This is a genomic window from Streptomyces yokosukanensis, from assembly GCF_001514035.1.
Lineage (GTDB): Bacteria > Actinomycetota > Actinomycetes > Streptomycetales > Streptomycetaceae > Streptomyces > Streptomyces yokosukanensis.
Map to the genome: position 1 here is coordinate 166966 of NZ_KQ948222.1, position 20903 is coordinate 187868.

General features: G+C 70.1%; 12 protein-coding genes, 1 tRNA gene and 1 pseudogene. 3 read left to right on the top strand and 11 right to left on the bottom strand.

Going from position 1 to position 20903, the window contains the following annotated elements:
• Positions 1 to 15: 15 nt before the first annotated feature.
• Together AQI95_RS34460 and AQI95_RS34465 are read left to right on the top strand one after the other, a co-directional pair.
• Positions 16 to 861, top strand: a complete 846-nt coding sequence (locus AQI95_RS34460) for an Fpg/Nei family DNA glycosylase (RefSeq protein WP_067133273.1) — start codon at positions 16 to 18, stop codon at positions 859 to 861.
• A 171-nt stretch (positions 862 to 1032) separates the two neighbouring features.
• A complete protein-coding gene (locus AQI95_RS34465) occupies positions 1033 to 1797 on the top strand; it encodes an SDR family NAD(P)-dependent oxidoreductase (RefSeq protein WP_067133275.1) in 765 nt (254 codons plus the stop codon).
• A gap of 457 nt (positions 1798 to 2254) precedes the next feature.
• Here AQI95_RS34465 and AQI95_RS34470 read toward each other — a convergent pair whose 3' ends face one another.
• From AQI95_RS34470 to AQI95_RS34510, 9 genes are all read right to left on the bottom strand, one after another.
• Positions 2255 to 2725 carry a Dps family protein gene (locus AQI95_RS34470; RefSeq protein ID WP_067133276.1) on the bottom strand — a complete coding sequence of 157 codons (471 nt, stop codon included), beginning with the start codon at positions 2723 to 2725 and terminating at the stop codon, positions 2255 to 2257.
• Positions 2726 to 2898: 173 nt separating this feature from the next.
• Positions 2899 to 3273, bottom strand: a complete 375-nt coding sequence (locus tag AQI95_RS34475; protein ID WP_067133278.1) for a helix-turn-helix domain-containing protein — start codon at positions 3271 to 3273, stop codon at positions 2899 to 2901.
• A gap of 109 nt (positions 3274 to 3382) precedes the next feature.
• Positions 3383 to 3928, bottom strand: coding sequence for a CinA family protein (locus tag AQI95_RS34480; RefSeq protein ID WP_067133280.1), 546 nt, complete (start codon positions 3926 to 3928; stop codon positions 3383 to 3385).
• On the bottom strand, positions 3925 to 4686 hold the full coding sequence (gene pgsA, locus AQI95_RS34485) for a CDP-diacylglycerol--glycerol-3-phosphate 3-phosphatidyltransferase (protein WP_067133282.1): 762 nt from the start codon (positions 4684 to 4686) through the stop codon (positions 3925 to 3927). The genes AQI95_RS34480 and pgsA overlap by 4 nt, the downstream gene beginning before the upstream one ends.
• Positions 4683 to 6155 carry a 30S ribosomal protein S12 methylthiotransferase RimO gene (gene rimO, locus AQI95_RS34490; RefSeq protein ID WP_067133285.1) on the bottom strand — a complete coding sequence of 491 codons (1473 nt, stop codon included), beginning with the start codon at positions 6153 to 6155 and terminating at the stop codon, positions 4683 to 4685. The genes pgsA and rimO overlap by 4 nt, the downstream gene beginning before the upstream one ends.
• Positions 6156 to 6328: 173 nt before the next feature.
• Positions 6329 to 7171, bottom strand: a complete 843-nt coding sequence (locus tag AQI95_RS34495) for a helix-turn-helix domain-containing protein (protein ID WP_067133287.1) — start codon at positions 7169 to 7171, stop codon at positions 6329 to 6331.
• 278 nt (positions 7172 to 7449) lie between these two features.
• Complete coding sequence (locus AQI95_RS34500) at positions 7450 to 10185, bottom strand: DNA translocase FtsK (RefSeq protein WP_208614333.1); 2736 nt, start codon at positions 10183 to 10185, stop codon at positions 7450 to 7452.
• A gap of 133 nt (positions 10186 to 10318) precedes the next feature.
• Positions 10319 to 10999, bottom strand: a complete 681-nt coding sequence (locus AQI95_RS34505; RefSeq protein WP_067133290.1) for a response regulator — start codon at positions 10997 to 10999, stop codon at positions 10319 to 10321.
• A 298-nt stretch (positions 11000 to 11297) separates the two neighbouring features.
• On the bottom strand, positions 11298 to 16757 hold the full coding sequence (locus AQI95_RS34510) for a HAMP domain-containing protein (RefSeq protein ID WP_107121837.1): 5460 nt from the start codon (positions 16755 to 16757) through the stop codon (positions 11298 to 11300).
• A gap of 409 nt (positions 16758 to 17166) precedes the next feature.
• On the opposite strand from AQI95_RS34510, the pseudogene AQI95_RS50220 reads away from it, so the two are divergent.
• Positions 17167 to 19924: pseudogene (locus tag AQI95_RS50220) on the top strand (SpoIIE family protein phosphatase).
• Positions 19925 to 19967: 43 nt separating this feature from the next.
• Here the strand turns inward: AQI95_RS50220 and AQI95_RS34520 are convergent.
• Together AQI95_RS34520 and AQI95_RS34525 are read right to left on the bottom strand one after the other, a co-directional pair.
• Positions 19968 to 20043: transfer RNA gene (locus AQI95_RS34520), tRNA-Thr, on the bottom strand.
• Between the two features lie 84 nt (positions 20044 to 20127).
• Entirely contained in the window at positions 20128 to 20790 is a 663-nt protein-coding gene (locus AQI95_RS34525; RefSeq protein WP_067133296.1) for a DegT/DnrJ/EryC1/StrS family aminotransferase, read from the bottom strand.
• Positions 20791 to 20903 lie beyond the last annotated feature (113 nt).

Genomic DNA, 20903 nt, shown 5'->3' on the forward strand with positions numbered 1-20903 from the left:
TGGCACCCTTGACGCATGCCCGAAGGTGACACGGTCTGGCAGGCCGCGAAGCGGCTGCACGAGGCCCTCGCGGGCAAGCCGCTGACCCGCAGCGACTTCCGGGTGCCGAGGTACGCGACGGTCGACCTCCGCGGCCGCGGGGTGATCGGCACGGTCCCGCGCGGCAAGCACCTGCTCACCCGGTTCGAGGGCGGCCTGACCCTCCACACCCATCTGCGGATGGAGGGCGCGTGGAAGGTGTACGGGACGGGCGAGCGCTGGCGCGGCGGCCCGGCGCACCAGATCCGCGCGGTCCTCGCCACCACCGACCGCACGGCCGTGGGCTATCGCCTCCAGGTCCTGGAGCTGCTGCGCACGAGCGAGGAGGAGCGGGTCGTCGGCCATCTGGGTCCCGACCTGCTCGGCCCGGACTGGGACCCCGCGCGTGCCCTCGCCAATGTCCTCGCCGACCCCGCCCGTCCGCTCGGCGAGGCCCTGCTCGACCAGCGCAATCTGGCCGGTATCGGCAACATCTACAAGAGCGAGCTGTGCTTTCTGCTCGGTGTCACCCCGTGGCTGCCGGCCGGCGCGCTGCCCGCGGACCGCGCCGAGCAGCTGCCCGTCCTCGCCAAGAGGCTCCTGGAGGCGAACCGCGACCGCCCGGTCCGCCAGACCACGGGCCTGCACCGGCACGACCTGTTCGTCTACGGCCGCGCACCCCGCCCCTGCCTGCGGTGCCACACCTCCGTCCGCCTGGCCGACCAGGGCGACGGCTCCCAGGACCGCCCCACCTACTGGTGCCCCACCTGCCAGACGGGTCCCGCGCCCTCCCCCGACACACCGCGGAACCGGCGTGACCGCCACCCCCGCCGTACGGCCTGACACCGCTCCGGCACCCCACGGCACGCCCTGTGCCCGCCCGGCCGCCGCCGCCCGAGCCCGTCCGGGCACGAACCACTGCCGTCAAAGTCACCCCCCCAACCCCGGGCCCCCAATCCCTTTACCGTTTCCCACTAATTGACGACCCGTCAGAAACGCTCGTACCGTCGGCTCATGCCCCTCACGGCGTACGACCTCACCGGACGCACCGCATTCGTCACCGGAGCCGCCGCCGGCATCGGCCGCGCCTCCGCCGTTCTGCTCGCCGAGGCGGGCGCGCGCGTGCATTGCGCCGACCGGGACGCGGACGGCCTGCACGGCACGGCGGAGCTGATCGAGAAACGGGGCGGCACGGCCCGTACCCATGTCCTGGACGTCACCGACCGGGCGGCGCTGGCCGAGGCGATCCGCTCCTGCGAGCGCCTGGACGTGATGGCGGCGATCGCCGGGATCATGCACAGCAGCCCCGTGCTGGAGACCCGCGACGAGGACCTCGACCGCGTACTGAACGTCAACTTCAAGGGCGTGCTGTACGCCTGCCAGGAGGCGGCCCGGCTGATGCTGGCCCGGGACGTCCGGGGCAGCATCGTCACCATGGCGTCCGGCGCGGTCGACACCGGCGGCCCCGGGCTGCTCTGCTACGGCGCGGCCAAGGCGGCCGTGGTCCAGCTGACCAAGACGCTGGCCAACGAGGTGGGCCGGCACGGCATCCGGGTCAACTCGATCGCGCCGGGCTGGATCCGCACCCCGATGACCGAGCGCCACGATCAGCAGGCGCAGGCGCACACCGAGGGCATGATGTCCCGGATGGCGCCCCTGGGCCGGGTCGGCGAGCCGGACGACGTCGCTCACGCGGTGCTCTATCTGGCCTCGGACGCGTCGGCGTTCACCACAGGTCAGATACTTCGCCCGAACGGGGGTGTGGCGATGCCCTGGTAGCGTCCCCCGCCCGCCAGGCGGCCACCCAGCGCCCCCTCGGCAACGCCCCGGCCGCCCGCCCCTTGGGCACACAGTGCACCGGCAGCAGGCTCAGCCCCCACCCGCCGACCGCGACCGCGCCCTCCACGACGCCCGCACCGTGCCCGAGGGTGATCCGCAGCACAGCCCACCACCACACGGCTCCGAGCCCCAGCCCGACCGCCCCGCGCAGTATCCGCGCCACCATGCCCGCCATCACCTCCTGCGGGACGCTAGACCGCCGCCCGCCCGGCGCGGAAGGCGCACCGAGGGCTCACAGATGCAGCACCACGACAACCCGCCCGGGGGTGCCTCCTCCAGGGAGATGGAAGGCATGAGCCGAGGGCCGACCAGCGGGGGCCCTGCGGCCCAGCTCCCGGACGGCACGCACGGCACAGGGCGACCGACCGCCACAGGGCACCGACCCCGGCCGCATCGCCTACGCGTTCTCCGCCTGGAACATCCAGTGATGCTTCTCCAGATCCGCCGTGATCGAGATGAAGATGTCCTGGGACACCGGATCCGGCTCCCCTGTGGCCTCCACCCGCTCCCGCATCCGAATGATCACGGCACCGAGCGCGTCCACCATGGTCCCGACGGCGTCCGTGTCCTTGATCCAGCCCGCCGGAGTGGCCTTGATGCCGCTGGCGGTGGCCACCGTGGTGGCGCGCCCGTCGGGCGGGACTCCCAGGGCCGAGGCCCGCTCGGCCACGGTGTCGGAGTGGATGCGCGCGGAGGCGACGACCTCGTCGAGCTGGAGATGGATGGAGCGGAAGCGGGGTCCGACGACATTCCAGTGGATCTGCTTGGCGACCAGTGAGAGGTCCACCAGGTCCACCAGGGCACCCTGCAGCGCCTCGGCCACGGTCTTCAGGTCGGCGTCGGCCAACGGGCTCTTCACGACGTACATCCGGTTCCTCCGGTGGTTCGGCGCCGTCACATTCCTCCACCATGACCGCACCACCCGAACCGGGCAAACGGGAGCGCATGCGGACAAGCCCCGTCCGACTGCCTCCAGGTCTCCCTGGAGCAGCCGGTCGGGGCTTCAGTCGTATTCGGGTTACTGGGCCGCGTACGCGTACGTCACGCGGCGACCACGTCCACTGCCTCGGCGGGCGCCTTGATGGTCACCCGTTCCGGTGGCACACCGGCCACCGACACCGATCCCAGCATCGGACGGACCGGCGTGGGTACGGGCTCGGTGGCCGCGGCGGACTGGGCCAGTTCGGCGAGCGCCAACTCGTCGCTCACTTCTCGCATCAGTTCCGACATCCGTACGTCCAGCGCGTCGCAGATGGCGGAGAGCAGCTCGGAGGAAGCCTCCTTCTGCCCCCGCTCCACCTCGGAGAGATAGCCGAGTGAGACTCGGGCGGACGAGGAGACTTCGCGCAGAGTACGGCCCTGGCGTTGGCGCTGCCGACGCAGCACGTCACCCAGCAGGCGACGGAGCAGAATCATCGGTGGCTCCCTCCTCGGACCGCGTAGCCGCATCCTTCTCGCCCCACCGTACCGCCTCGCGCCGCGGCCGTGCGGGGAGCGATGTCGTGTTCACTCAGGGCTGCAAACATCAAAACCCCCCGTTCCGTTCCGTATCCTGTGCCCGCTCATTCCCGGTCTGTTCGCCCGCAAGCTGCGCCAGGAGACTTGCGAGTACGCTCCGTACACTCTCCATACGAATTTCCGCACGGCTGCCGTTCAACCTCAGGGCCTCCACTTTTCCGCCACCGGCGGAACCGGGGCGGTCCGTGAGCGGGCCGTCGACGGCCACGAAAACCGTCCCCACGGGCCGGCCGTCCTGCGGCTCGGGACCGGCGACTCCGGTGGTCGCGATGCCCCAGTCGGCGCCCAGCGCCTTCCGTACGCCGGCTGCCATCTGGGCCGCGACCTGCGGATCCACCGCACCTCGCTGTGCCAGCAGCATGGCGTCGACGCCCAGCAGCTCGTGCTTCAGCTCGGTGGCGTAGGCGGTGACCGAACCCCGGAACACCTTGGACGCTCCGGGGACCGAGGTGATCTCCGCCGCCACCAGACCACCGGTGAGCGACTCGGCGACGGCGAGGCTCTCGCCCCTCACCGTCAGTAGTCGCACCAGTTCGGTGGCCTGTGAGCTCACGATTCCTTCCCCTCCAACGCCGCCGCGCGCTCGGCGATTCCCCGCCGGCGCAGCACAATGGCTTGTCTTACGTAGTCCAGGCCTGTGACGACGGTGAGCACGACCGCCGCGGCCATCACCCAGAACCTCAAAGTGGCCAGCCACCCCGTCAGCGCCAGGACGTACATCCCGACCGCCACGCCCTGGGTGAGGGTCTTGAGCTTGCCGCCACGGCTGGCCGGGATCACGCCGTAGCGAATGACCAGAAACCGCAGCAGTGTGATGCCGAGTTCCCGGCCGAGGATCACGACCGTCACCCACCAGGGCAGATCGCCCAGGCCCGACAGACAGATGAGCGCCGCCCCCATGATCGCCTTGTCGGCGATGGGGTCGGCGATCTTCCCGAAGTCCGTGACCAGGTTGTAGGTGCGCGCCAGATGCCCGTCGAACAGATCGGTGATCATGGCGATGGCGAAGGCCGCCCAGGCCAGCGAGCGCCAGGCCGGGTCGTAGCCGCCGTTCGCCAGCATCAGCGCCACGAAGCCGGGCACCAGGACCAGCCGGAGCATGGTCAGCAGATTGGCTACGTTCCAGACGCTCGCCTGGTTGACGGCCGCGGCCGCGATCTTCCCGCCGCGCACCGCCTTCGCGTCGGCCGTGGCGTCGGAGCCAGTAGCGGGAGCAGAACCGGAGACCTCGGACCGGGCGCCGTCGGCGGGACTCCGGGCGCCGTGCGCGCCGGAGGAGCCGCCCGCGGCGGATGCCGGGACTCCGGTCATCTGCCCGCCTCCTCACTACACGCGAGCGAGCCGGTCAGCGGCTCGGCCACCAGGTCGACACCTTCCGTACCGACCACCTTCGCCTCGACCATACGTCCGACGCCGAGTCCCGCGCCGCTCGTGAGCAGCACCTGGCCGTCCGTCTCCGGCGCCTGGTGCGCGGCACGGCCGTAGACGCCCTCTTCCTCGTCGACGGACTCCACGAGCACGCGCACGGTTTCGCCGAGGCGCTCCTCGGCGCGCTGCGAGACGAGGTCCTCGGCCAGCCGGGACACGCGTGCCAGACGCTCGGCGACGAGGTCCTCGTCGAGCTTGTCGCCGTAGGTGGCGGCCTCCGTGCCCTCCTCGTCGGAGTAGCCGAAGACACCGATGGCGTCCAGGCGGGCGCCGTTCAGGAAGCGCTCCAGCTCGGCCAGGTCCGCCTCGCTCTCGCCGGGGAAGCCGACGATGAAGTTGGAGCGCACGCCCGCCTCGGGGGCCTTGGAGCGGATGGTGTCGAGCAGCTCCAGGAAGCGGTCGGTGTCGCCGAAGCGGCGCATGGCGCGCAGCACGTCGGGCGCGGAGTGCTGGAAGGACAGGTCGAAGTACGGGGCGACCTTCGGGGTGGAGGTCAGCACGTCGATCAGGCCGGGTCGCATCTCGGCCGGCTGGAGGTAGCTCACCCGCACCCGCTCGAGGCCGTCGACCTCGGCCAGCTCCGGCAGCAGGGACTCCAGCAGGCGGATGTCGCCCAGGTCCTTGCCGTAGGAGGTGTTGTTCTCGGAGACCAGCATGATCTCCTTCACACCCTGTTCGGCCAGCCACCGCGTCTCGTTCAGCACGTCGCTGGGGCGGCGCGAGATGAAGGAGCCGCGGAAGGAGGGGATGGCGCAGAAGGAGCAGCGGCGGTCGCAGCCGGAGGCCAGCTTGACCGAGGCGACCGGGGTGCCGTCCAGTCGGCGGCGCAGCGGCGCGCGCGGGCCCGAGGCGGGCGCCACGCCCTCCGGGAGGTCGGCCGGGCCGTGCCCGGGCAGCGCGACGGAGACGGCCGACTCCTGTCGCTCTGCCGGGCTGACCGGGAGCAGCTTGCGGCGATCGCGCGGGGTGTGCGAGGCGTGGATGCCGCCGGACAGGATGGTCTGCAGGCGGTCGGAGATGTCCGCGTAGTCGTCGAAGCCCAGCACGCCGTCGGCCTCGGGCAGCGCTTCGGCCAGCTCCTTGCCGTACCGCTCGGCCATGCAGCCCACCGCCACGACGGCCTGGGTTCTCCCATGGTCCTTGAGGTCATTGGCCTCGAGGAGGGCGTCGACGGAGTCCTTCTTCGCGGCTTCCACGAAGCCACACGTGTTCACCACGGCGACATCGGCGTCCGCGGCGTCCTCGACGAGCTGCCAGCCGTCCGCCTCCAAGCGGCCTGCGAGCTCCTCCGAGTCCACCTCGTTACGGGCGCAGCCGAGAGTGACGAGTGCGACGGTACGGCGTTCAGGCATGGGCTCTAGAGTACTTCGTCTCACCGACAGCCCACGTCGACGGGGTCAGGGCGGCCCCGACGGACCATGCCTCGGTCGTGGCGGGGGCTGGGCACACACTCCCCCAGAGGGAGTGCCCCCAGCCCCGCCGATCTTGGCCGCACCCGTCGCACAAGGGCTTCCGCAGGGACCGGTCAGCCCGCGACCGGGTCGCCCTTGGTGTAGGTGAGGCGCTCCACGGCGCCCGGCTGGAAGTTGTCGTCGATCTTCTTGCCGTTGACGTACAGCTCGATCGCGCCGGCGTCGCCGAGGATCAGGTTGATCTTGGAGGTGTCCTGGAAGGTCTTGGACTCGCCCTTCTTCAGCAGCCCGTCGAAGAGCATCCGGCCGTTGTGGTCCTTGGCCGAGATCCAGCTGCGCCCGTTCGGTGCGCTGACCTGCACGGTCACCTTGTCCTGGGGCGCGGCGGCGATGGCGCTGTCGGAGGGCTCGCTGCTCGGCGGGGCGGGCTTGTCCTTCTTCGGCGTGGCCGAGGCGGACTTGCTCGCGGCGGGCGTGCTGCCCTCGGCCACCTGCGACTTCGCGTCGTTTCCGGAGCCGCCGCCCTTCACCACGGTGAAGCCGACGAAACCGATCACGACGACGATGGCGGCGACCATGGCCGCGGTCCAGTTCGGCCCGCGGCGCTCGGGCCTGATCCGCTCGGCCTCGAACATGGGGGCCGCCGGGGTGGGGGCGGGCCGACCGCCGTGCTCGGCGTCGTACTGGGCGATCAGGGGTGCGGGATCGAGGTTGACGGCCTTGGCCAGCGTTCGGATGTGCCCGCGCGCGTACACATCGCCGCCGCACGGGCTGAAGTCGTCCGCTTCGATGGCGTGCACGATGGCGATGCGGACACGAGTGGCACTGCTGACGTCGTCCACGGTGAGCCCGGCCGCGATCCGCGCCTGCTGCAGGGCGCGGCCCACGGGGACACGGGCTTCCTGGGACTCGTCTCGGAACGGACGCTCGTCTTCAGGGGAGTTACCGATGGACACGGGGGCGCCTTTCGAGCGTGTAGCCACCTGTGCTGGAAGCTCAGTCTAGGGGTGGTGCGAAAGGGTGGGGCAACCGGGCGGTGGGACTTTGTACGCCATCCGAACGGCCGGACGTCCTGAGGGCTGGACAGGAGGTACCCCAGCATGAGATGTCTGCCTGTCCTCTCGCTCAACTTGACGTACAAGAAAGGGAAACGGTTGCCCGCCGATCTCTAACGGGTGGATCACGACGATGACGCCACCCGGCGTAACCGGCATCGGCCGGACGGCCCTTCGCCCTACACCTCGGACTCCCCGCGCATCACGGCCAGCACGCCGTCCAGCTCGTCGGGCTTCACCAGCACGTCACGCGCCTTGGAGCCCTCGCTCGGACCCACGATGTTGCGGGACTCCATGAGGTCCATGAGCCGCCCCGCCTTGGCGAAGCCGACGCGCAGCTTGCGCTGCAGCATGGAGGTCGACCCGAACTGGGTGGAGACGACCAGCTCGGCCGCCTGGCACAGCAGGTCGAGGTCGTCGCCGATGTCCTCGTCGATCTCCTTCTTCTGCTTGGTGCCGACCGTGACGTCGTCCCGGAAGACCGGCGTCATCTGATCCTTGCAGTGCTGTACGACGGCCGCGACCTCGGCCTCCGTGACGAACGCGCCCTGCATACGGGTGGGCTTGTTCGCGCCCATCGGCAGGAACAGGCCGTCGCCCTTGCCGATCAGCTTCTCGGCGCCGGGCTGGTCGAGGATGACCCGGGAGTCGGCGAGCGAGGAGGTGGCGAAGGCCAGCCGGGAGGGGACGTTGGCCTTGATCAGACCGGTGACCACGTCGACCGAGGGGCGCTGGGTGGCGAGGACCAGGTGGATGCCGGCCGCGCGCGCGAGCTGCGTGATGCGCACGATCGAGTCCTCGACATCGCGGGGGGCGACCATCATCAGGTCGGCCAGCTCGTCGACGATCACCAGCAGATACGGGTAGGGATGCAGTTCCCGCTCGCTGCCCTCCGGCGGCTTGACCTTGCCGTCGCGGACGGCCTGGTTGAAGTCGTCGATGTGCCGGTAGCCGTAGGCCGCGAGGTCGTCGTAGCGCAGGTCCATCTCGCGGACGACCCACTGCAGGGCCTCGGCGGCCCGCTTGGGGTTGGTGATGATCGGCGTGATCAGATGCGGGATGCCCTCGTACGCGGTCAGCTCGACGCGCTTGGGGTCGACCAGGATCATCCGGACGTCCTCCGGGGTCGCCCGGATCATGACCGAGGTGATCAGGCAGTTGATGCAGGACGACTTGCCGGAGCCGGTCGCACCGGCGACCAGCATGTGCGGCATCTTCGCCAGCGAGTGCATCACGTATCCGCCCTCGACGTCCTTGCCGAAGGCGACCAGCATCGGATCGTCGTCCTCGGCGGACTCCGCGAGCCGCAGCACGTCGCCGAGGTTGACCATCTCCCGGTCGGTGTTGGGGATCTCGATGCCGACCGCGGACTTGCCGGGGATGGGGCTGATGATCCGCACGTCCGGGCTGGCGACGGCGTACGCGATGTTCTTGGTCAGCGCGGTGATCCGCTCGACCTTCACGGCGGGGCCCAGTTCGACCTCGTAGCGGGTGACCGTCGGGCCGCGGGTGAAGCCGGTGACGGCGGCGTCGACCTTGAACTCCGTGAAGACCTGGGTGAGCGAGGCGACGACCGCGTCGTTGGCCTCGCTGCGCGCCTTGCCGGGACCGCCGCGCGTGAGGAGGTCCAGCGACGGCAGTGCGTAAGTGACGTCCCCGGAGAGCTGGAGCTGCTCCGCGCGCGGGGGCAGGTCGCGCGGCTCCTCGGGGGCCTTCTTGGTCAGGTCGGGGACCATCCCGGCCTGGAGCTTCTCCTGCTTGGGGCGCGCGGCCGGCACAGGCACCGGCGCGGGAGCCGGCGCGGGGGTCGGTACCGGAGTGGTCTCCTCACGGTCGCCGACACTGACGCCCTGGGTGAGATCGGCGACCAGCGGGGACGGCGGCATGCCGTGCAGCACCGCCCCGTCCAGCGCCGCCGCGGCGGCCGCCGCGACGTCCACGGCGTCCATGGGGCGCTGCGGATCCGGCTGGGGCACCGCGGAGCGCCTGGGACGGCCGCGGCGCTGCGAGAGGGCCTCCTCCTCGGCGCCGTCGGGGTCGTACGCCCGGGGGGCGGACGAGCGCTTGCGGGGGCGCGCGGGCAGCGCCTCGCGCCACTGATCGTCGTAGCGCGCGTCGTCCTCGGCGTACTCCTGCGCCTCGTGGTCGTGCAGCACGCCCAGGCGCACGCCGAGCGCGCGCAGTCGCTGCGGGATGGCGTTGACCGGGGTCGCGGTCACCACGAGCAGCCCGAAGATCGTCAGCAGCACGAGCAGGGGTACGGCGAGGACCTCGGTCATGGCGTAGTTCAGCGGGGTGGCCGCCGCCCAGCCGATGAGGCCGCCGGCGTCCCTTATCGCCTGCATGCCGTCGCTGCGCGCGGGCGAGCCGCAGGCGATGTGGACCTGGCCGAGCACGCCGATGACGAGCGCGGACAGGCCGATCACGATCCGGCCGTTGGCCTCCGGCTTCTCCGGGTGCCGGATGAACCGTACGGCGATCACCGCGAGCAGTATCGGGACCAGCAGGTCGAGCCGGCCGAAGGCGCCGGTGACGAGGATCTCCACCAGGTCGCCGACGGGACCCCTCAGGTCGGCCCAGGTACCGGCGGCGACGATCAGCGCGATGCCGAACAGCAGCAGTGCGATGCCGTCCTTGCGGTGGGCCGGGTCGAGGTTCTTCGCGCCCTGCCCTATGCCACGGAAGACGGCGCCGACGGCGTGCGCGAGACCGAGCCAGAGGGCGCGCGCAAGCCGGTACACGCCCCCGGTCGGGCTGGGTGCCGGCTTCGGCGGCGCCTTCTTGGCCGGAGCCTTCCTGGCGGGCGCCTTCTTGGCCGCCGCCTTCTTCGCTGCGGCCTTCTTCGCCGGAGCCTTCGCGGGAGCGGCCGCCTTCTTCGCCGGCTGCTTCTTGGCTGCGGAGGGACGTGAGGCCATGGGTGTGAGGTTACCGGGGGAGACGACGACGGACACGTGTGCCCACAGCTTCACCCGTTCGTGTCGCCCCTGACGGAGACCGGAACTGACGCACGCTCATGGGCAACCGCCGTGTGGGCCTACGTCAGTTGCGTCAGTTCTGCGCCGGCACCGTCGAGCCGCCGGGGCCGGAGCCGGGCTCCAGCGCGTCGAGCGCGCGCCGCAACCCGGTGAGTTTGCGCTCCAGATGAGCCGCAGTGGCCACCGCGGCCGCGTCCGCCGAGTCGTCGTCCAGCTGCTTGGACAGCGCCTCGGCCTGCTCCTCGACGGCGGCGAGCCGAGCGGACAGCTCGGCGAGCAGCCCGGCGGACTCCTTGCCGCCGACCGCGCCCTTGCCGCCGCCCTCCAACTGCAGCCGCAGCAGCGCCGCCTGCTCCCGCAGCTGGCAGTTCTTCATGTACAGCTCGACGAACACCGAGACCTTCGCGCGCAGCACCCACGGGTCGAACGGCTTGGAGATGTAGTCGACCGCGCCCGCCGCATAGCCCCGGAAGGTGTGGTGCGGTCCGTGGTTGATCGCCGTGAGGAAGATGATCGGAATGTCCCGAGTCCGCTCACGCCGTTTGATGTGCGCGGCAGTCTCGAAACCGTCCATGCCAGGCATCTGGACGTCGAGCAGAATGACCGCGAAATCGTCCGTGAGCAGTGCCTTGAGTGCTTCCTCCCCGGACGATGCCCGCACCAGCGTCTGATCGAGCGCAGAGAGGATCGCCTCCAGCGCCAGCAGATTCTCCGGCCGGTCATCGACCAGGAGGATCTTGGCCTTCTGCACCATGGCCCGCCCTCCTCGCCCCGGCGGTACACCGGGCGCCGCCCCAGGGGACGACTCCCTTTCGCCGCCCGTCCTTGTGCCGGTCATCGTAGCCGCACCCCGCCCGTCGCCACACCCTGTCACCGCGATGTCACTGTGCACGTAGCAGAAACGCGGCGGGGGCCGGGATGGTTCCCGGAATCCGGCATTCCCATACGTGCGCAGCCACCTTAAGTCGTACGTTCGCAGTCACCTCAAGTGGGCAACTCCCGACACACGCCGAGGGTTCCCCAGGTGTTCACATCCCGGTTCGCCGATCCCGTCACTGCCCACCCATCCACTGCTGCATCACGGCCAGCAGGTGATCCGGGTCGACCGGCTTCGTCACATAGTCCGAGGCACCGGACTCGATCGCCTTCTCCCGGTCGCCCTTCATCGCCTTCGCCGTCAGCGCGATGATCGGCAGCCCGGCGAACTGCGGCATCCTGCGGATCGCCGTGGTCGTCGCGTACCCGTCCATCTCCGGCATCATGATGTCCATCAGCACGACCGCCACGTCGTCGTGCTGCTCCAGCACCTCGATGCCCTCCCGGCCGTTCTCGGCGTACAGCACCGAAAGACCGTGCTGCTCCAGGACGCTGGTCAGCGCGAACACATTGCGGATGTCGTCGTCGACGATCAGCACCTTCTCGCCGCCGAACCGCACCGCGCGCGCGGGCTGCGGCGCCTCGTCCTGCTCGGGGACGGCCGCCCACTGCTCGGACCGCTGCTCGGCGCGCGGCAGCGCCCGCCGACGGCGCCGGAAGAGCGCCGCGGGACCGTTCTGCGTCTCCCGGTACGACTTCACCTCGGCCGGGGTCTCGATCTCCACGGCGGACAGCTCCAGGGACTCCTGCGCCTCGGAGGCCAGCAGCTCACCCGCGCCCAGCTGGGGCACGGACTGCTGATAGCCCTGCGGGGGCAGTTCGCTCGGGTGCAGCGGCAGGTAGAGCGTGAACGTCGAGCCCCGGCCGGGTTCGCTCTGTGCGTGGATCTCGCCGCCGAGCAGCTGCGCGATCTCCCGGGAGATCGACAGACCGAGGCCGGTGCCGCCGTACTTGCGACTGGTCGTGCCGTCCGCCTGCTTGAACGCCTCGAAGATCACCCGCATCTTGCTGGCCGCGATGCCGATACCGGTGTCCGTCACCGAGAACGCGATCAGCGGCGCCTCCGGATCGGTCAGCGAGCCGGCCTCCAGCAGCTGCTCCCGGATGCGCACCGGTACGTCCACGCCGGACGGCCTGATCACCAGCTCCACCGAGCCGGAGTCCGTGAACTTCACCGCGTTCGACAGCAGGTTGCGCAGCACCTGCAGCAGCCGCTGCTCGTCGGTGTGCAGGGTCGCGGGCAGCTCCGGAGAGACCCGTACGGACAGGTCCAGGCCCTTCTCCGCGGTCAGCGGCCGGAACGTGGCCTCCACGTAGTCCACGAGCTGCACGAGCGCGATACGCGTCGGCGAGACGTCCATCTTGCCCGCCTCGACCTTCGACAGATCGAGGATGTCGTTGATCAGCTGAAGCAGGTCCGAGCCGGCGCCGTGGATGGTCTCGGCGAACTCGACCTGCTTCGGCGAGAGATTGCCCTCGGCGTTGTCGGCGAGCAGCTTGGCCAGGATCAGCAGCGAGTTCAGCGGTGTACGCAGCTCGTGCGACATGTTGGCGAGGAACTCGCTCTTGTAGCGCATCGACACCGCGAGCTGCTCGGCGCGCTCCTCCAGGACCTGTCGGGCCTCCTCGATCTCGGTGTTCTTGACCTCGATGTCCCGGTTCTGTCGGGCCAGCAGCTCGGCCTTGTCCTCCAGTTCCGCGTTGGAGGCCTGCAGCGCCTTCTGCCGGTTCTCCAACTCGGCCGACCGCTCCCGCAGTTGCTCGGTCAGCTCCTGCGACTGCTTCAGCAGCTGCTCGGTCTTGGTGTTGACCGAGATGGTGTTGACGCTGGTCGCGATCATCTCGGCGATCTGGTTGAGGAAGTCCTTCTGGATCTGCGTGAACGGCGTGAAGGAGGCCAGCTCGATCACACCGAGCACCTTGCCCTCGAACAGCACCGGCAGCACGATCACCTGCGCGGGCGGAGCCTCGCCGAGCCCGGAGGAGATCTTCAGATAGCCGCTGGGCGCCCGCTCCACGAGGATCGTGCGCTTCTCCTCGGCGGCCGTGCCGATCAGCGCCTCACCGGGCCGGAACGACGTCGGCATGGAGCCCATGGAGTAGCCGTACGAACCCAGCATGCGCAGTTCGTAGTTCTCCTCGCCGCGGCCGGCGTCCTTGCCCTCCATGAGGGGCATCGCCACGAAGAACGCGCCGTGCTGCGCGGTGACCACCGGCGTCAGCTCGCTCATGATCAGCGAGGCCACGTCCTCCAGGTCCCGGCGTCCCTGCATCAGCGCCGAGATACGGGCGAGATTGCCCTTGAGCCAGTCCTGCTCCTCGTTGGCGATCGTGGTGTCACGCAGGTTGGCGATCATCTTGTTGATGTAGTCCTGCAGTTCCTGGATCTCGCCGGACGCGTCCACGTCGATCTTCAGGTTCAGGTCGCCACGGGTCACCGCGGTCGCCACGCGCGCGATGGCACGCACCTGCCGGGTCAGGTTCCCGGCCATCTCGTTCACGGACTCGGTGAGGTCCCGCCATGTGCCGTCGACGTCACGCACGCGTGCCTGGCCGCCCAGCTGCCCCTCGGTGCCCACCTCGCGGGCCACGCGGGTGACCTCCTCGGCAAAACTGGACAGCTGATCGACCATCGTGTTGATCGTCGTCTTCAGCTCGAGGATCTCACCGCGGGCGTCGATGTCGATCTTCTTCGTCAAGTCGCCCTTGGCGATGGCCGTGGTGACCATGGCGATGTTGCGCACCTGGCCGGTCAGGTTGGACGCCATCTGGTTCACGGACTCGGTGAGGTCCTTCCAGGTGCCGGCCACACCCGGCACGTGCGCCTGACCGCCCAGGATGCCGTCCGTGCCCACCTCACGGGCCACCTTGGTGACCTGGTCGGCGAACGAACTCAGCGTCTTCACCATGATGTTGATCGTGTCGGCGAGCTGCGCGACCTCACCGCGCGCCTCGATCGTCACCTGCCGGGTCAGGTCACCGTTGGCGACGGCCGCGGCCACCTGGGAGATGTTCCGCACCTGCAGGGTCAGGTTGTTGGCCATCAGGTTGACGTTGTCGCTGAGGTCCTTCCAGATGCCGGTGGCGCCCGTCACGTGCGCCTGGCCGCCCAGGATGCCCTCGGTGCCCACCTCGCGGGCCACCCGGGTCACCTGCTCGGCGAAGCTGGACAGCTGGTCGACCATCGTGTTGACCGTCGTGACCAGCTCGAGGATCTCGCCCTTCGCGTCAACGGTGATCTTCTTCGACAGATCGCCCTTGGCGACCGCCGTCGTCACCTCGGCGATGTTGCGCACCTGGATGGTCAGGTTGTTCGCCATGAAGTTCACGGACTGCGTGAGGTCCTTCCAGGTGCCCGAGACACCCTGGACCTCGGCCTGACCGCCGAGGATGCCCTCCGTGCCCACCTCACGGGCCACACGCGTGACCTCCTGGGCGAACGACGACAGCTGGTCCACCATCGTGTTCAGCGTGTTCTTCAGCTCCAGGATCTCCCCGCGCGCATCCACGGTGATCTTCTGGGAGAGGTCACCGCGCGCCACCGCGGTGGCGACCTGCGCGATGTTGCGGACCTGCGCGGTGAGGTTGCCGGCCATGCCGTTCACGGAGTCCGTCAGGTCGCGCCACACACCCGCCACACCCGGCACCTGCGCCTGACCGCCGAGCCGGCCTTCCGTACCCACGTCACGCGCGACCCGGGTCACCTGGTCGGCGAAGGCGGACAGCTGATCGACCATCGTGTTGATGGTGTTCTTCAGTTCGAGGATCTCGCCGCGCGCATCGACGTCGATCTTCTGCGACAGGTCACCGCGCGCCACGGCCGTCGTCACCTGGGCGATCTGCCGCACCTGGGACGTCAGGTTGCCGGCCATGAAGTTGACGGAGTCCGTCAACTCCTTCCATGTGCCCGACACACCGTCCACCCGGGCCTGACCGCCCAGCCGGCCCTCCGTACCCACGTCCCTGGCCATCCGCGTGACCTGGTCGGCGAAGCTCGACAGCTGGTCCACCATCGTGTTCACGGTGTTCTTCAGCTGGAGCATCTCGCCGGAGACGTCCACGGTGACCTTCTGGGAGAGGTCGCCGTTGGCCACCGCCGTGGTCACCTGGGCGATGTTGCGCACCTGCCCCGTCAGGTTGCGGAACGCGGTGTTGACGGAGTCCGTCAGGTCCTTCCAGGCCCCGGCCGCGCCCGGCACCTGCGCCTGGCCGCCCAGCTCACCCTCGACACCGATCTCCCGCGCGACCCGCGTCACCTCGGCACCGAACGCCGACAGCTGGTCCACCATCCCGTTGACGGTGTTCTTCAGCTCCAGCATCTCGCCCGCCACGTCGACCGTGACCTTCTGCGACAGGTCACCGCTCGCCACCGCGGTCGTCACGGTGGCGATGTCACGCACCTGAATGGTCAGGTTCCTGAACACCGTGTTGACGGAGTCCGTCAGGTCCTTCCACGTACCGGCGGCCCCGGGCACGTTCGCCTGGCCGCCGAGCCGCCCCTCCGCGCCGACCTCGTTCGCGACACGCGTGACCTCGTCCGCGAAGATCCGCAGCGTCTCGGTCATCTGATTGATCGTCTCGGCCAGCTGCGCCACCTCGCCGCGCGCCGGCACCGTCACCTTCTGCGACAGGTCACCGTTGGCCACAGCTGTCGTGACCTGCGAGATCCCGCGCACCTGTGCGGTCAGGTTGCCCGCCATCGTGTTGACGGAGTCGGTCAGCTCCTTCCACACACCGGCCACACCAGGCACCTGGGCCTGACCGCCCAGGATGCCCTCGGTGCCCACCTCCCGGGCCACCCGCGTGACCTCGACGGAGAAGGACGACAACTGCTCCACCATCGTGTTGACGGTGTTCTTCAGCTCCAGCATCTCGCCGGCCACATGCACGGTGACCTTGCGTGACAGATCACCGCGCGCGACCGCGGTCGTCACCAGCGCGATGTCGCGCACCTGCGCCGTCAGCCGATTCGCCATGGTGTTGACGGAGTCGGTCAGGTCCTTCCACGAACCCGACATACCGCGCACCCTGGCCTGCCCGCCGAGCTTGCCCTCGGTGCCGACCTCGCTGGCCACGCGCGTGACCTCGTCCGTGAACGTCGACAACTGGTCGACCAGGTTGTTGACGGTACGGCCGACCTTCAGGAACTCGCCCCGCAAGGGATGCCCGGTGCCCTCGTCCGGCGCCTGCGTCCGCAGCTCCATCCGCGGCGACAGATCGCCCTCGGCGACCGCCGTGAGCACCCGGCCGACCTCCGAGACCGGCCAGACGAGATCGTCGACCAGCGCGTTGGAGGCGTCGATCGCGGACGCCCAGGAGCCCTCGCAGGCCCCCGCCTCCAGCCGTTCCGTGAGCTTTCCCTCACGTCCCACCATGCGCCGCACCCGGGACAGCTCGCCCGTCAGATGCAGGTTCCGGTCGGCCACCTCGTTGAAGACGGCCGCGATCTCCGACATCACGCCGTCCCCGGAGACCGTCAGCCGCTTGCGGAAGTTCCCGTCGCGCATCGCCACGAGAGCCGCCAGCAGCCGGTTCAGGGCAGCCGTGTCCACGGCGGTGGTACTCCCGCGCCTGCCCAGGGACGGTCCGCCTTTCGCGCGCGTCTTCGTACCACGCGTCGCCGCGCCAGACTCCACTGTGTCCCTCCCGGAGGGGTAGACCGCTACTGCCGTGCTCGGCCGCTTCGGTCCGGCCTGCCGATCACCGGCATACCGGATACTTCCGCGTACCCGTTACTGCTGCGTATTTCTGCCAGACGAGATCCGGCCACACCAGGGGTTGCTGCCCGCCGTACACGGAACACACGCAACCCGACCCGACCTTCATCAGAAGCCTGCCCAGTGTTTCACCCTGCCCGAACCAGGCCATAACAGTTCGGCAGCTTCGCACATCGTCCGCACACCCTGGGGGGTAAACACCGGCGACCGGCATCCGCTCGGACGGCGAAGGTAAGTAACCTTGCATGCGGCTGTCCAGCCGCACCGGTCCGACCGGCCTGGGCGGTGGCACGAGAACGAGCGGGCATCGGAGGGGCAGCCGCAGACCATGACCACCGGAGTCATCCCCGGGGGACCCACCCCGGAGCCACAGCCGACGGGCGAGCTGATGCCACAGCAGCGGCACGACCCGGCCGGCCACGCAGCCCTGCACGTCGACAACCGGCCGAGGAGTTCTGTGATCACCGCGCGCGGCCGCCACCTTCGAACCTGTCGGGCGATCGGTCGCGACCGCCCGGTCCTTCGTCCGCGACACCCTTCAGGGCTGGGGATTCGCCGACGTCGTCGACGACGCCGTCGTCCTCACCAGCGAACTGGTGACCAACGCGGTCGTACACGCGGGCACCCACGCGGACGTGCTCTGCCTGCGCGCCGAGGACGGCGTGCGCATCGAGGTCGCCGACCGCTACCCCGAGCGCGAGGTGCCCCTGCAGAACTCCACCGCCACGATGGGCAGCCCCGACCGCGAGGGCGGGCGCGGGCTGCAGCTGTGCGCGGCCCTGGCCACCCGCTGGGGTGTCGACTACACACCCACCCACAAGAACGTCTGGTTCCAGCTCAACCTCCCCGAACGCCCGGTCGGCACCCGCACCGCCGGCCCGTCCCTCCCCGCCGACCTGCTCCCGGTCGCCGACGGCCGGGTCCGCGTCGCGGTGCTCCAGGTCGACCGCAAGGGCGCCCTCATCTCCTGGAACGAGGACGCCGAGGAACTCTTCGGCTACGCCGCCGCCGAAATCATCGGCCGGCCCCTCACCGAACTGGCGGCCTGGCCGCACACCCCGGGCACCAGCACCGGTGTGGCCGAGGCCCTCCAGCTCTCCCGCTGGGAGGGCAGCTACGGCATCCGCGGCGCCGACGGCCGGGTGGCCCCGGTGTACGCCTCCCACCTCAGGGTCCGCGACACCGGCGGCGAACCCTCCACCGTCTGCCTCCTGGTCCGCGACCACGAGCGCGCCGTGCTCCAGAGCCCGCCGCGCGTCCCGGCCGGCGACCAGGCCCAGAGCACCGACGGGCCGAACACCGACCCCTTCGAGGTGTTCATCGGCTCCCCCGCCCCCGACGACCTCGACGGCCTGCTGCAGCGCACGGTGGAGCGCGCCCGCGACATGCTCGACGCCGACTCCGCGTTCCTGCTGCTGGCCACCGACGACGAGACCGAGCTGGAGGTCCGCGCCTCCACCGGCCTGCCCTCCGCCCGCCAGCGCTTCGCGCGCGTGCCCGTCGAGGCCGGCCCCGGCCGCTACGGCTCCGCGCGCATGCCCGCTGTCCACGACGACCTCACCGCCGTACCCGGAGCCGTACCGCTGCTGTCCGGCACCGGCATGCGCTCGGTCGTCACGGTCCCGCTGAAGGTCGAGGGGAGGCTCACCGGCTCCCTCGGCGTCGCGGCCGAGGCACCCGGCCGGTACTCCAACGAGGAGGCGCTGCGCCTGCAGTTCGCCGCCGACCGCATCGCGCTCGCCGTCGAATCGGCCCGCCTGGGCGAGCTGGAGCGCCTGCGCCGCGGCTCCCTGAGCTTCCTGGTCGAGGCCTCCGACCTGCTGGCCGGCACCCTGGACCGCGACCAGACCCTGGCCCTGATGGCCCAGATGACGGTCCCGACCCTCGCCACCTGGTGCGCCGTCTACACGATCGCCGACCAGGCCTCCGAGCCGTATCTGTCCTACGTCCTGCACGAGGACGAGGAACTCATCGACGGCATCAAGTCGTTGCTCTCGAAGATCGCCCCGCCGGACCCGGTACCCACCCCCGGCGCCCGTGTGTGGACCGTCCCCGCCGAGGTGGCCCACCAGGCGGCCCTGCGCACCTCCATGCGCAGCCTCGGCCTCGCCGGCGGCCCCACGCACCGGGTCGCCGCGGGCATCGGCCCCACCCTCGCCACGGCCTCCGCGGTCGGCGGCGAGACGGTCGTCCTGCCGCTCGTCGCCCGCAACCGCGTCATCGGCATGCTCGTCCTCGGCAAGCCCACCGACGAACACTTCCGCCAGGAGATTCTGGAACTGGCCGAAGACTTGTCCCGCCGGGCCGCCCTCGCCCTGGACAACGCCCGCCTGTACTCGGAGCGCACGGCCATCAGCCAGGCCCTCCAGCGCAGCCTGCTCCCACCCGGCACCCCGCACATCGACGGCGTCGAGGTGGAGGTCATCTACCGCGCGGCCGGCGAGGGCAACGAGGTGGGTGGCGACTTCTACGACCTCTTCCCCATCGGCAACGGCGCCTACGGCTTCGCCATCGGCGACGTCTGCGGTACGGGCCCGAACGCGGCGGCGGTCACCGGCCTCGCCCGGCACGCCCTGCGCCTGCTGGCCCGCGAGGGCCTGCCCGGACCCGCGGTCCTGCAGCGCCTGAACTCCGCGATCCTCGACGAGGGCGACCGCAGCCGCTTCCTGACCCTCCTCTACGGCGAGATGCGCCCGCAGGAGGACGGCAGCGCCGAGCTGAAGGTGGTCTGCGCCGGCCACCCGCTCCCGCTGCGCCTGCGCCAGGACGGCACGGTGACACCCGCGGCCGAACCGCAGCCGCTGCTGGGCGTGATCGAGGACCTGGAACTGCACGAGGAGACGGTCACCCTCGATCCCGGTGACGTACTGCTGTGCGTCACGGACGGTGTCACCGAACGCCGCGAGGGCACGCGCATGCTGGGCGACGACGGCCTCGCCGACGTCCTCACCACCTGCACGGGGCTGACCGCCGGAGCGGTCGCCGCGCGCATCATGCGCGCCGTGGAACGCTTCGCCTCGGACGCCCCGTCGGACGACATGGCGATCCTGGCGATGCGCGTCCCGGGCATCCACAAGGAGGCGTGAGACAACGAAAAAGGCCCCACCCGAAAGGGTGAGGCCTTTTTGCTGGAGCCCCCAAACGGAATCGAACCGTTGACCTTCTCCTTACCATGGAGACGCTCTACCGACTGAGCTATAGGGGCCTGTCGCTTTCGAAGTTTCCCTCGCGGCGACAAAGAAACTGTACCCCGTGCAGGGCGGAGTTCCCAAATTCGTTCGGAGCCCGCTCAGTAGGCGGGCTGCAGCAGTCCCCCGAGCGCGTTGCACGCGGAGACGATCCGCTGCATCTCCCGCTTGGTGAGCGAGGCGTCCACGGGCAGCGCCAGCGTCTGGTCGGCGGCACGCTCGGTCTCCGGCAGGGACACGCATCGGCGGAACTCCGGCAGCCGGTGCACGGGTGTCTTGACCGGCACCCGGCAGTCAACTCCCTTGGCCCGCAAAGCCATGGCGAAGGCGTCCCGGTCCGGCCGACCGTTCCCCGGCACCCGCACGACGTACTGCTGATACGTGTGCCCGTCACCGCCGTCCGGCGTGCCGACGCCCTTGAGCTTGGTGTCGAGATAGGCGGCGCGCTCTCTACGCTGGGCTATCTCGTCGTACGGCGCCTCGGACTCGCCCTGCTCCAGCACCAGCAGCTCGTGCCGCTGCCCGAGCGCGCGCAGCCGCCCGAGATCGGCCCACCGTCCAAAGCGGTGTACGACAACGACCGCGGCTGTACGGGGAGTTACGACTGACTCGACAGCTTCGGGGGCAAGGCAGTACGTCACCGGGTCTATGTCGGCGAACACCGGGAGTGCACCCGCCAGGGTCACGGCCTCGGCAACTTCGACGTTCCCGAAGGCCGGTACGACGACCTCGTCACCGACTCCGACGCCGGCGGCCCTGAGCATTGCAGCAGTACCCATGTGGTGGATGCTCGGCGCGCAACGTGAACGACACGTTAAGAGGAACGTAAAAAGGTCGGACCCTGAACCGAAGTTCAGGATCCGACCTTTGAAGAATT